6 protein-coding genes and 1 pseudogene are annotated in these 12,387 nt (G+C 63.1%); 3 read left to right on the top strand and 4 right to left on the bottom strand.

The annotated features are described in order from the left end of the window. Positions 1 to 418 precede the first annotated feature (418 nt). The gene (locus ACFWZH_RS30845) at positions 419 to 1,972 is read right to left on the bottom strand and encodes an AMP-binding protein (RefSeq protein WP_384438555.1); all 1,554 of its coding nucleotides are present in this window, start codon (positions 1,970 to 1,972) and stop codon (positions 419 to 421) included. Between the two features lie 966 nt (positions 1,973 to 2,938). Between ACFWZH_RS30845 and ACFWZH_RS30840 the strand changes: the two genes are divergently transcribed. Next, positions 2,939 to 4,978 carry an enterotoxin A family protein gene (locus tag ACFWZH_RS30840; RefSeq protein WP_384438552.1) on the top strand — a complete coding sequence of 680 codons (2,040 nt, stop codon included), beginning with the start codon at positions 2,939 to 2,941 and terminating at the stop codon, positions 4,976 to 4,978. Between the two features lie 537 nt (positions 4,979 to 5,515). On the opposite strand, the gene ACFWZH_RS30835 is transcribed toward ACFWZH_RS30840, so the two are convergent. Continuing rightward, entirely contained in the window at positions 5,516 to 6,196 is a 681-nt protein-coding gene (locus ACFWZH_RS30835) for a transglycosylase family protein (protein WP_384438549.1), read from the bottom strand. Between the two features lie 719 nt (positions 6,197 to 6,915). Between ACFWZH_RS30835 and ACFWZH_RS30830 the strand changes: the two genes are divergently transcribed. Next, positions 6,916 to 7,389, top strand: a complete 474-nt coding sequence (locus ACFWZH_RS30830) for a hypothetical protein (RefSeq protein WP_384438547.1) — start codon at positions 6,916 to 6,918, stop codon at positions 7,387 to 7,389. 1,538 nt (positions 7,390 to 8,927) lie between these two features. Here ACFWZH_RS30830 and ACFWZH_RS30825 read toward each other — a convergent pair. After that, positions 8,928 to 10,157: a hypothetical protein gene (locus ACFWZH_RS30825; protein WP_384438544.1), complete on the bottom strand. Its 1,230-nt coding sequence runs from the start codon at positions 10,155 to 10,157 to the stop codon at positions 8,928 to 8,930. Between the two features lie 179 nt (positions 10,158 to 10,336). Between ACFWZH_RS30825 and ACFWZH_RS30820 the strand changes: the two are divergent. Next, positions 10,337 to 11,250, top strand: a pseudogene (locus ACFWZH_RS30820) (transposase). On the opposite strand, the gene ACFWZH_RS30815 reads toward ACFWZH_RS30820, so the two are convergent. Further along, entirely contained in the window at positions 11,167 to 12,099 is a 933-nt protein-coding gene (locus ACFWZH_RS30815; protein ID WP_384438541.1) for a hypothetical protein, read from the bottom strand. The pseudogene ACFWZH_RS30820 and the gene ACFWZH_RS30815 sit on opposite strands and share 84 nt — an antisense overlap. Between the last annotated feature and the right edge of the window lie 288 nt (positions 12,100 to 12,387).

Here is a 12,387-nt window from a genome sequence, read left to right as displayed (position 1 = left end):
ACCTGCTCCACAAAGAGATAGCGCAACCTCTCCGTCACGAAGTCCTGCGATCCAGCCTCCGCCCCGGACAGCACAATCGACGCATCCGAACTGCGACCGACGGTGCTGTCCGGGGACATACGGCTGGATCCGGTGCCGGGCGGGTCCACAGGAGAAGCGCACGCGCACACGGCAGAAGCTCCCAGGCGATCGCCCGTCGCCCGGCATCGGGTGCTCGGTGCGGAGGCAGGGGCACTACCGTCGCGCCGCGCCGGGTTCCGGCGTCCCGACTGGAGGCGGTGAAAGGGAACCAATGCGGAGGGAGTCGATCCTGCCGTCATATGGATCGTGGCGTAGCACCGCCAGCCGGTGCCTCGCATGCCTCGATGGGTCGCGCTCGGTCATCATGCAGGTCTCCTGGAAACCAGAGACCCACCTGTCAACAATGTCCGTCAGTTTTAGAGCCCGGCACCTCAGGCACGGTGATGACTCTCTGGGTGAGCCAGACGGCCAGGGCCGGGCGGTCGATCTTGACGCTGTGCCGTCTGTCGACAGGGAGCCATCCGGGAAAGGCGACTGGCTGCGGGGTGGGCCAAGCCAGGTGGCGTGCAAGTGCGTGGATCTGGTCAGCGGGTGCTCGCTGGTACTCAGCGTCGGGGACGACGAGGTAGAGCTCGCCCCCTCCCGGTGGACAGATCAGGGCGCACTGCGACAGGCCGAACTGGTGGTTGTAGGTGAACTCCTGCTGGTCAGGGTAGAGCGTGCCCTGGGCTGTCGAGATCAGGTGCTTGCGGCGGCACAGGAACCACAGCATGCCGTCGTCATCGAGGTAGCCGATGTCACCCATGCGGTGCCACAGCGAGCCGCCGGGGTCACGGAGTTTGGCCTGTGAGGTCACTTCGGGTAGTTCGGCGTACTCGCTCGAGACCCGCGGTCCGGTCACGATGATCTCTCCGATCTGTCCCGGGGGCAGCAGGTCCGCGTCATCGAACTCCCCTGGCGCGTTGGTGTGGAGAGGCAGCACAGCAATGCGGGCGTCCTGTGCCATGCCAACCGGGACACCCAGACCATGCCGGGCAGCAACGCCAGCCCGCGTGGCAAGGTCCCGGGCCTCCATCACCGCCAGCGGGATCGGTGCCTCAGTACTGGCGTAGTGCACATCGATGTGAGCCGTGGGCAGGGCCTGGACAAGGTTCTCGACGACTCGCGCGCTGGAAGGCGCACCGGACGTCGTGGCGATGCCTACCGCCGGCATGGCCAGCCGGTGCTCGGCGCAGTAATCCACCATGCGGCGCCAGAAGGTGAGGGAGGCGAAGGTGTAGTCGCAGCCCAGGTCGGTCATCTGCCGGTGGGCGGCCGCGATATCAGCCCGTCCGGGTTGCGCATCACCCATCTGCGGCAGGATCAGGGCCCGGCCCAGTGCCGCATCCATCAGACCGAGGAACGGCAGCACCACGAACTCCGTCACCAACCTATGTGCGCCGTACAGAATGCGCTGCTGGTCGAGGTAGGAGGCGACGAGAGCGCAGCTCCACACCACCGGCTTGGGAGCTCCCGTGGTCCCGCTGGTATGGATGATCAGGCATGGATGGCTTGGTTCGACCACTGCCGGCGCCGGCAGTGGTGGGCCGTCGAGCAGCTCAGTGGCCGCAACGGAGCCGGCCTCGTCGGCGTTCTCGGTCAGCCACAATCTGACCCGCAACCGCCCCATGCCGCGGCCGACCACGTCAGACGGCAGCCCAGGATCGAATAACGCGGGCACCGCTCCCAGGAACAGACACGCATACACCACGGTCATGAACCTGGCGTCCGCCCGCATCGTGACAGCCACCCGGTCACCCGGGCCGACACCACACAGACGAAGCGCGCCCGCACAGCGCTTGACACCGTCGAGGAAACCGCCCACCAGGACACGCCGCTTCTCTGCGGCAGCAATGAGCATCAGCTCCCCTTGGCCGCGGGCCAGCAACGCCTTGATCAGAGGATTGGTCACACCCAGACCCTTCGATGAGTGGCGGCCCCGCACGCTCCCGTTGCGACCCTCTGCCCAATGTGGAACGGATCACCAATCGATCACGACGGCCTACTGCCGGGGCGACAGGTCGTATACGCGTCGGAGCGTTTCTTCGCCTGGTTCGATCGTGGACGCCCGGCAGGGTGCGGCTTGCCGACGGGCGGACGGTCCGCTGGTCCACGCCTGGCACCTGCGCGTGTCAGCCACGAACCGTAGTGGCGTATGAACCGCGGTGGACGCAGAAGAGCCGGCCTTCTGGCCCTTGTGGGTGACCATCGCGGAGCCTTGGGCACTGTAGTCGTCGGGGTCCTGGTGCCGATGCTCCAGCTGATGCCGTTGCAGCGGGCCGCACAGGGTGCCGTCGCTGTTGCCGCAGGGCGCGCGGTACAAGCGGAGCCGGCCAAGGCAGGCCCTCCCAGGTCTGGGAGATCTGAACGGTGATCCGTAGGGGCGGTAGCGGCCTCGACCGGCCTGTTGGGGCAGCGCGGGCCAATTCGGATCCGTACCTCCTGCCAGTACCTCCTGATCGGCGGCCACATCGCGACTACGGCCGAAGCGGACGACGGACACCCACGCCGACAGGGCCTCGACAATGACTCTAGTCTCATATAGAGAACAACGCACTGAATGTCCATATTCGTGGCTAAGGTCCTGCACGACGCAGGTCGAAAGACCAGTAAGCCAAGGCCCTTCAGCGCGCCGCGCACTGTCGTATTTCCCGGAGGCTGGTGGGACGTACGGGCCATACCGACCAGGCCGGAGCGATCCTCCGTGTCTGCCGCGTGGAGTGCCTTCGGTCGGCTAACCCTTGTCCGGCCCGAAAGACGACCTTTCAGGTCTGTTGCCGTGACGGCACCTTCTCACCACCTTCCCGGGTACAGCCCCTCGCGTTCCTCAGGCGACGCCCAGCCCAGTAGAAAGCCGCAACACCGTATGCGATCAGGTATGTCCACCGTCCGCAGCCGGACCTATGTCCCACGGGTCCGATGGAGCCGTCCCGCCGTTGTCTTCACCGCAGCCATGGGGATGCTGACACCCGAAATCGGCGAGGCCTACGCCGCCGGCGAGCGGGAGAGTGTAAAAACCGCTCCCAGAACCTGCTCCCTCGCCGGGACGTCACCAACGTGCGTATACCGGGTCGATACCCGTCCACCTGAGGAGATCTTCGCCAAGGGCTTCTCCGTGCCAGGGCCTGGTACAAACAGCAATCTGCTCGACCACGTCAACGGCCGCAGCACCCTGCAGTCATCCAGCGGGCTGAAGGGTACGACCAACTTCGTCTCTACTTCCACTTCTGTGGAATACGCCATGAACTATGCGGGCCGGCTCAGGGCCGGTGGAAGTGAGGGCTGGGTCTACGTCATCCAGCCCGATCGCAACTTCTACAACGTCCGCGCGAGTCTGGAGCGAGCAGTCAACAACACTCAGCCCGGTGTCGCCCAGGCCGCCAAAGACACGATCAAATACTTCGGCTCGCAGGAGGAGTGGGCCGCACTCGGTCCCATTCGCCCCGAGCTCGTGCAATACGCGGTACCCGTCAAGATGGTCAACAAGCTCCCGGAGCCGGATTGGAACCGGCTGGTCTCCAACGAGAACTACCGCCCGGGAACCGACACGCAAGCCTCCTCCACCCCCTACAAGATCACCCGTTCGACAGAGGCGACACCGCCAGCAGCCGGGCTCCCGCCGTGCACCCCGGGGACCGGACGGGTACGGCGCTCCGCTGAGCTCTGCGAACCCGCGGCCAGACCCACGGGCCACAACGTGCAAGAGGAGGAGCTGGCGCAGACGCACCGCGAACGCCTGGCGAGTAACGGCTCGGACATCGAGTATGCCTACTCCCTCAAAGAACTGGAGAGCAACCCCAAGGCCCTGCTGTCCCCCTTGCGCGAGACCAACGACGTCGTCGCCGACGTACTCGGCAAGAGACTCAGCGCACAGGAATTCGAAGGGTTCTCGGCCCGGGTCAGCACGGCCCTCAGCCGCGACCTGAAGGCCGTTGAGCGCTTGAGCACCGACACGAGCCTGCTGGCCCGGTTTGGCAGACAGGCCGGAAGAGCTGGCGAGGTCGGTATGAAGCTCGTCCCGTACGTGGGCATCGCCGCAAGCGGCTATGCGATCTCCGAGGACGCCAAGGCCGGAGACTACGTCAACCTCGGCTTCGACAGCATCGCCGAGGGACTGCAGGTCGCCACCGCAGCCCAACCCGAACTCGTCGTCATCACCGAACCGATACTGCTCACTGAACAACTGGCGCAGTACGTGTACAACGAGCTGGCCGGCCGAGCCGCCGAAGTTGCCCGACTCAACCACGACCGCGGAGTATGGGACAAGGCGCCCCAGGACCTGCGTGCCGCCCGCGACCCGCTATGGCGCAACCACCTGGTCGAAGTCGCCAAGAGCATCGTCATCCCCAGCATCGACAAGAAGCTGGGCGCTGCGTTCGCCGCCGACAAGGCAACGCTTGACCAATGGGCCGCTGCCCAGAGCAAGGCACTCACCGCCGTGGCGGGCAAGGCACGCGCAGCAGCCGCATCCCAGGCCGAGAAGAATCAAGTCACAGCCCGGGAACGCACACTTCGGCAACACCTCGCCCAGGAGGTGCTCGACGCACGCACACGCCGTGCCGAGGTGTACCGGAAGCACGCACAGCAAACCGCCCAGCACGTCCTGGACTCGGCACTGAGGCCTGTAGACGGCCACCAGAGCGCCTTCGACGCCTTTAACGAACGTTTCATCGACAAGACCGCTAAGCCATACCTCGAAAAGCTCCTCAGCCGAATCTCTCAAGAAGAGTTCAAGGCCAGTGGCGCCCGGGCGTGGAGTCAGGCCGAGCTGGCCAGGCGCCAGGCGCGCTGGAAGCAAATGACGCAGCAGAAATTGGCAGAAGTGCGGCAAGTTCTGTCTCAAGAAGGTCGGCTGACACTGCCTGCCGTCGAGATAAACCTGGGACTCCACCTCAACACCCCGAGGCTCAAACCATGACAGACACCAAGCCCCAGAGGCACTGAACGTCCGGCTGGGCATGGGCTTGGAGGCTTAGCGCCCCGGAGCCTCCAAGCCCATGCCCAGCCGGCTTCCCTTCGAGTGCTGCCGCAGCTGGGAAGCCGCGCCCTTCCGCCATGTGCCGACACAGGTGCTGGAACATGGCGGAACCGTGTGGATGCGGGTGGTGCGGCAAGTACGGACTGGACCAGGTCGGGCAGTGCAGTGAGGAAGCCGTCCGGGCTCGGACCCCTGGCCTGCCCACGTGCATTGGAACCCGTCCGGACGCGCTCCCGACGAACGCGTTCACACATCCATACTGCCCGCACCTTGCTCGCCGGGAGCGGAATGCTCCTGGAGCTTGATCCCGAAATCATCACATACATCGGTGAACGGTCCGAGACAATTCGGGGACTGTGCCGCTGAATCGAAAAGCAATTTGGGCGGCTCCCTTACCAGTTTCCAAGTTTCCCTTCTGGGTAGCGCCACTCCGGATGCACATATTACCCCCGCGGGGGACCCTGCGGTTCAGTCACCTCACCTCACTCCCGGAGCAGTCACATTCGTCCGCAGCAGGGCGCCTGGATAGCTGACGTTCGAATTTGCTCCTGCAGCAGCCTGGCGGTTCTCTCGAAAGAGTTCCTGCCAGGGCTTGTTACAGACGTAGGCGATTCCGATCAGCGAATCCCCCGAATTGACCACCGCCAGGCCACTGGAAGCTGACTGCCGCTGAATTTCGTCAGGCCATGCGTAAAGGACAGGGTGCCGATTGAGCGGGGTCGCCGTCGGGTCCGGCCAAGCGCGTGCGCCAGCACGCGGGATGCCGCGCAGTCCCAGCGAGGCCGCGCAGGCGGGCCATGCACCCCAGCCTTGGCGACCCAGTACCCGTGCGGCGACCTGGATCTGCTGCCAGGTCTGCCAAGCAAACTGCAGCCCGCCGGACAGCCCGTTGCCGGCTTCGGCCCCCCAGTCGCCACCGCTTTCACACCGAGCCAGGCGGTCCCAAGTGGCGCTGCTCACGGCCTCGGCCGATTGCTCGGACACCATGTTCAGGGAGCCCATCGCGAGCACGACAGCGACCGCGGTGACGCCCCGGGTGGCCCGGGCGCTCAGCACCTTACTCCAGGGCGCCCGATCCGCTATTTTCTGCCCTTCCTCCTCCAAGGATGTTTGCATTTTCAGCAACTCCTTCGATTTTCGTAACTGCGGAGCTTCCATGCGCATGCTCCCATCGATTTCCATCCGTACCACCACTTCGCCGATACCGACCTTTCGGTCGCCTCTGAAACTAGCGGCCCGAGTCGGGACGGTAGGCGATTTTATAGAAAATTGCAAGATTATGGATCTTCGAATTTGGCGAGCAGGAGTCAACCACGGGAAAGGTGCGCGGTAGCGCCCTCACGGGGCACCTTCCTCCTAGCTTTCGAAGGAGGCGGGAATCCTCCATGGCGCACAAATCAAACGAACAGGTAATCTCGTGTCTGCGCTTACCAACCACGGCACATCGCCAAACCGATTGGCTTGAGGATGTTGCACCGAGCACATCACGGCGACGCTGAATCCGTGGCATTCCAGCACCCTGCGTATTCCTGGACTGGTAAAGGTAATGTGGGACCTACACGCGGCTACCGTATCTCCCCGGGACCGCCACTGATCGGTCCGGCCAAGCGCCGTACTCTTGAAGACTGTGATCTCGTCATCCCGGCGGGCCTGCCGCGGCCATCCGTACTTGACTTTCCCCAGATCCCGGGCCAGTCATCCTTCAGGCCGCCCGCCGAGCTGAGAGGTACGACCGCAGACGGAGGAATAAATCGGCCTATTGGTCGACTACTCGCCGTGTTCACCATGAATACGATGGCACGAAGAGCAAGAAAGCCGCGCGTCACTGCCATCAGTACCCCGCAGCGCGGATAGGCGCAGAAACAGACGAGGTCCCCGTGAAATCCCCGAACCAGCCGTCCCGCCGCTTCCGCGGCGACGTCTTCCTTGTGGTCGCCTTCGCGACGGTCGCAGCCCTCATCCTCGGCGGGATGCTGTGGGCCAAGAATAACGCCACCGAGATCAAGAAATGGCGGGGCGGGAACGCCTGGTACCTCACGTACGAGGCCGCCTCTGTCCGCAGCGAAGCCCAGGCTGCCACCGTCAGCTACCAGTACAACCCTGACAGCTTCAAGCCGGACTACAAGAACGAACGGCTGGCCCGGACCAAGCTGCCCTGGAGCACCAAGGTGGTTGTCAACACCGGCAAAGAGGCCCGCGTGGCAGTGACCCCGACCGGGGACGGCCTCGCCTCCTGCCGAATCCTGCTGGATGGCGTCCGCGTCGTCGCCTCGGCAAAGTCCCCTGGCCCCGGGAAGCCCGCCGTCTGCAACGTAGTCACCAGCAGCACCCCGGAGAGTTGGCCCCGCTGACGACGCAGCGACGCTGAATCGGTACCTGCAAGACCACTTCTCCAACACGCTATGTGCGTGCCTGGCCCAACCTTCATCTACACCGTGGTCTGGGAGACACACTCGAAGCCTCCCCGGCGTTCGACCACAGCTACCTCAACACGCCCTCAGTCTCATGCTCTCCGACCGAGACCCATGAATGGGCCGCCCGCAATGGCCGCGTCGTGGAGGTGGCACCGGTCGGCAGCGACCTCGACTTCCGCACGACCGAGCTCCCAAACACGGATCGGTTCGACGACAGGCACACGATCGTTGCTCGCCGGCGGGAGTTCATCGCCCCATGCGACCAGAAGCTGCCGAACCTCCCCACGCCGACCTCTGCCTCGTCCTTGAAGGGCTGCTGCCTGCTCAGAAGTCGATGGGTAAATTCTCGTGGGCGAGGTGGACGCGGCGGCTTGCGAGTTGCCGGCCATGGGAGTTCTTCCTGCACTGTTACATGACCGGGGTGCCAGGTCGACAGATGATGTGCGCAGCTCAATCCGGCGCCACAGAACAGGGAAATCATGCCCGTGTGCATCGTCTAACCATGGTGACAGCGCTGGCACGCCGTCCTGGCGATCACATGATGCACGAGCTCACATAGTCGTTACTTCCCCATGCCAGCACCCAAGGCCGGTACCACCATCCCATGCGCGCAGGGCTCTTACGACTGCACCTTTGCCAACCTCTCTTGGAAACAAGTTATCGCCGGATTAGATGCTGCCCCAAACGGGTGATGGATGCTGGCGCAGCTTCCGCGCGAGCACAGCGACAAGTGATGCTGAAGGGGCGCAAACGACGGACTGCAGGCCGTTACAGCACCTCCGGGCAAGAGCCCTTACTCGCCCCGGAGAGCTGGTCCCACATTGCCACTTTCTAGGAGAAATCAAATGAGCAGCAACCTCCTCACAAGCCTGTTGGAGATCTTCGCTGAAATACTCAAATTTACCTTTTGATGGGCTTTTGACATCACCGGGTCCGCTCCTCCACATGCCGGAGGGGCGGCACCCTCCAAGCACCATCTCCCCTGGTCAACCGCCTGGCGGTCTGCTCCTTCAATGGCCACCGTACGGCCTACGGAAGCCAGACCTCTCGGCAACGTAGTCCAGTGCCGTCTACCTATCGATTGAGGATCTCGCGCCCCAGGTGACGCGCAGACGAGTTGCCGGCACTCGTGCGTGACGTCTGACATCTCCGCTCGTGCCATGCGTAGCTCGTCGGCCACCTGCCCATCCGGTGCTCGTTGAGCTCGCCCCATCATGGCGCCCGCACAGATCGCCGTCGTCCCTTACCCTCAGCGCGCAAGCTCAGAGTCCTTGCGCGGGACGGATTCCCAAGCAGTTTGGCTCGCCACCCGCAGGTTTCGCATCCCTCACGGTGCCGATCTACCTGCATGGGCACCGACCGGCTCATCTACCGCCGCGACCAGGCATCCGCCCCGCGAAGGTGGAAGAGCAGGAGGCGGGTCACAGTCAGGGTTCAGACGACGCCGATCGCACCAGACCTGACGAGTCAGCACTTCACAGCCCCTCCCACAAGCCCGAGCTGAAGCTAGCTGGGAACGAACCACGGAAGGCAATATTCCGCCTTCGGACTGCTGCGGCAGTATCACGCACCTGGCGGGCCAGCAGGCTGTCGATACGGTGCGCTTCCAAGTCTTGGACCTCTTCCCAGAATGTTGCGGTCCGGCTGACCAGCAGAGCTATCAGGTGGTCACGAGACCTCAGGAACTCCCCTGCCGCCAGGCCCTCCACAGCATCCGCAAGCAGCTCGGGCCAAGTCTCGGCCGGCACCCGCATGCCCCACGGTGCGCACTGCAGGTTCCTCGCTGAGGGGAACAGTCTGCACAAATCCTCGCGGTGCCGAGCAACATAGCGGCTGAGGCAAGCTCGCAAGGCAGGCGTGTACTGCGGTGGGCTGCCGCGGGGTACTGCTTCATCAACTACTTGGCGGTGTGCCGCGGCTGTCCGCGCGACCGGGCGGGGCTTGTCGAGCCAGGTCATCACGTGGAACAGGGCATCCAAGAGCTGTTGAGTTCGGGACAGCGACTTCACGGGGTTCCAGTTGTCCTCCTTACGCCCCAGCGGCACTTCGGCAACTCTCAGCCCCGCCCGCAAGGCATTCGCCGTCAGCCAGACATCGATACCATGGAGGCGCACGCTGTCCGTGGCTTCCCAAGCACTCATCTGCTGCAGAAGTGCGTGATTGAAGGCGAATTCGCCACCGATCGGCTGCGCAAGGTGCGCCCCAAAGACGGCAGCGATAAGCGGACGCATCAGCTGGTTCGTGATGCTCGCCTCATACCTGCCGCAAACATAAGCAGGCAGAGCTATAGCCGGTCTGTTGCAGGACACCGCCGAGGCCAGCAGCCGAATCCACTCGGGTTTGGGATTGCATAAGTTTCCCCCCATTATCACCAGCTGGCGTGCGCCGAGCTGGAGAGCCCTTCCAGCAAGAGCAAGAATGTTGGTACCCTTCCCATTGCCAGCACTGTCGGAGCACACCGTCAACTTCTCGGCCTGTAGCCTTGTCGCGGCAAATCGTTCAACCGTACCGTCCACACTACCGTTATCCGCCAGCATGACCACGTTGTTGCCTGCCGGAAAGGCCTCAAGCAGACCTTTATCTGCAGCTTCGGCGACCCCGGCAATCGTAGAGACATCGTTACGTGCCGAAATTCCCACTAGGTTCGTCCCGCAAGACCCCAAGCGTCCAAACTCGGCCGTCGACTGCCAGCTGGCGAATGCCATCGAATTCCCCTTCACATTTATGCCCCGTTCCTTACTGGTCCTCGGCAAGCCGACTCGAGGCTGCAGCGAGGCCAGCGTGCCTCCTCTCAAACCGATTTGCCCCGTAACCAAAGGCAATCCCACCTGTGTATCTGGCCAATCGCGAAGACGCTGACGTACCGCTATTTGGAGGTCATCTCATTCGCCAGACCCGGCAGGGTGTCGGTCGTGGTGGCATCGTTGAGCGGCTTGTGCCGGACAATTTGTGGGAATTGTTCCAGCGGGTGGTGCCTGAGGTCGCCTCGCGGCCTCCGGGTGGTGGCCCGGCCCGGCATGGTGACCAGGAGGTGCTGGCTGCGATCGCGTTCGTGGCCGTGTCAGGCTGCGCGTGGCAGCAGTTGCCGGCGGCATCGTTCGGGCTATCGGGGCGACGGCCCACCGGCGTTTCTCCGAGTGGACGAGAGCCAAGACCTGGGCCAAGCTCCACAGCCTGTCCTCGACGAGCTCGGCGCCCGCGGCGAGTTGGACTGATCCCGGTGTGCGATCGAATCGATAGACCTGCGGGCCCTGTCAAAGGAGCGTAAGCGGTCCGACTCCTGTCGGCCGAGGCAAATACGACTCGAAGATCGGTTCGATCACCGAGCGGACTGGACTGCCTCTACTCGTCGGGATCCCGGGAGTGAACCCGTGCGACAGCCAGGCCCTGATCCCTGGTCAAAGGCATACCGCCGAGCCCGTCCCACCAAGGACCCCGTCGATGCAGACCGGACAAAGGTGCCCGGCGACCAGGGCTACAGCTACTCTCACCTGCTGCGATGGTTACGCAAGCGGCATCACCCACCACATCGGCCTGGAGGGCCAGCCAGAGCCTGTCGCCTTGGGCGTCTGGCCCCTCCGCTCGTCGCGGTGGGGCCAGGGCCGAGATCTTCATGAACTCCCCAGCATCAGGGCGCGGAGATATCGGGTTCCTAACAGGCGAAAGCGAACTGCACGCAGAGATTCCGCTCCTCTGACCGAAAGCGGCTTCCTTCTACTGCCTCTTCGCCGCCTCCTGAACCCACAGCATCAGCGACTTCTTGAGGGCATCACGCTCCATTCGCAGCTTATGATTTAACTTGCGCATCCGCTGCAGTTGTGCCCGCTCGTCAGACCTGGTCGCCTCCTTCTCTTGGGAGCCCCATGTGGTCAACACGCCCTCCCTGTTGTCCCGGTACTGGGCAACCTCCGCGATCGGGCTCCCGGTGTCACGGACGGTACCGGCCTCACCGTATCGAGACTTCCCTTGGTGGTTCTTGCCTGAATGTGCGTAAAAACTCCCTCCTGCCGTACATCTCAACACCGGGAGGTGCTGTACAAGATTTACTTTCAGGCCTAGAGAGGTATCGGCATTTATGGCAGCGGATATCAGTCCATCGTAGGCAACTTTGAAATCAGTGGCCAGTGATGCGTCAACCTGCACGCCTACCTTGAATACTCCAGTAAGGAGTTCTTCACCCTCTTCGACCCGGTCATCGCCCTCGTCCAGGATGCGATTGAGCTCTGCCGCGGCGGTCGCACTAAGATCGATGTAGTTTTCGCTTCCACCGCCGATCTCGACGTAGAGAATCTTACTGCCAGCCTCCTTGTGCAGGTGCATCGAACCGTTATCGAAGCTGCCCAGTACCAACGACTTGCCGTTGATCTTGGCCTTGACATCTCCCGTTTCGATGTTGACGTGGAGGTCGGTGATCATCGCCTTCGTAGAACCGACATCAAGTGCAACATTGCCACCCAGTTGCACTTCTCCACCGATTAATTTGCGCTCAACATGGGCTATCTTCCCTCCGTCGATCTTCAGCGACACCAGGCCGCTGAGATCGAGGCCCTCGCTCAGCGCTAGCGACGTCTTTCCTGCGACGATGGAGGACTCATTTTTCATCTTGCCAGCTGAAATAGTGTCGAGGGGCTGCAGGGGGGCAGCCATGGCTATCGTACTCGCTGCTGCTATGGCGATAGCGACAGCGCCAGCCAAAGTAGTGCGTGGTAAAAAGCCAGGCGAACAGAAGGACTTAGCGAACTGCGAAAGCACAGGTCCTCGCTCTCTTCATACTTCTCGGAAGGAACAGCTGGACGCCTGTAGGTCACCGCGAAGAGGCTTCCGCAGCCAAGAGCCACTACTTCATTCAGGCGTACTTATCACCCATACAGAGTCAAAGTCGCGTGGGGCGCCGGTCCCGAGCTGATGAAGTCGGTGTCATCCGTGACGCCAGGG

It is taken from the genome of Streptomyces sp. NPDC059008 (assembly GCF_042749045.1).
GTDB lineage: Bacteria > Actinomycetota > Actinomycetes > Streptomycetales > Streptomycetaceae > Streptomyces.
This window is presented reverse-complemented; position numbering and strand designations above follow the sequence as displayed.

Coding starts and splice junctions, on each gene's coding strand:
- ACFWZH_RS30840 (WP_384438552.1), top strand. CDS start 2,939: ATGTCCACCGTCCGCAGCCGGACCTATGTCCCACGGGTCCGATGGAGC.
- ACFWZH_RS30835 (WP_384438549.1), bottom strand. CDS start 6,196: ATGGAAGCTCCGCAGTTACGAAAATCGAAGGAGTTGCTGAAAATGCAA.
- ACFWZH_RS30825 (WP_384438544.1), bottom strand. CDS start 10,157: ATGGCATTCGCCAGCTGGCAGTCGACGGCCGAGTTTGGACGCTTGGGG.
- ACFWZH_RS30815 (WP_384438541.1), bottom strand. CDS start 12,099: ATGGCTGCCCCCCTGCAGCCCCTCGACACTATTTCAGCTGGCAAGATG.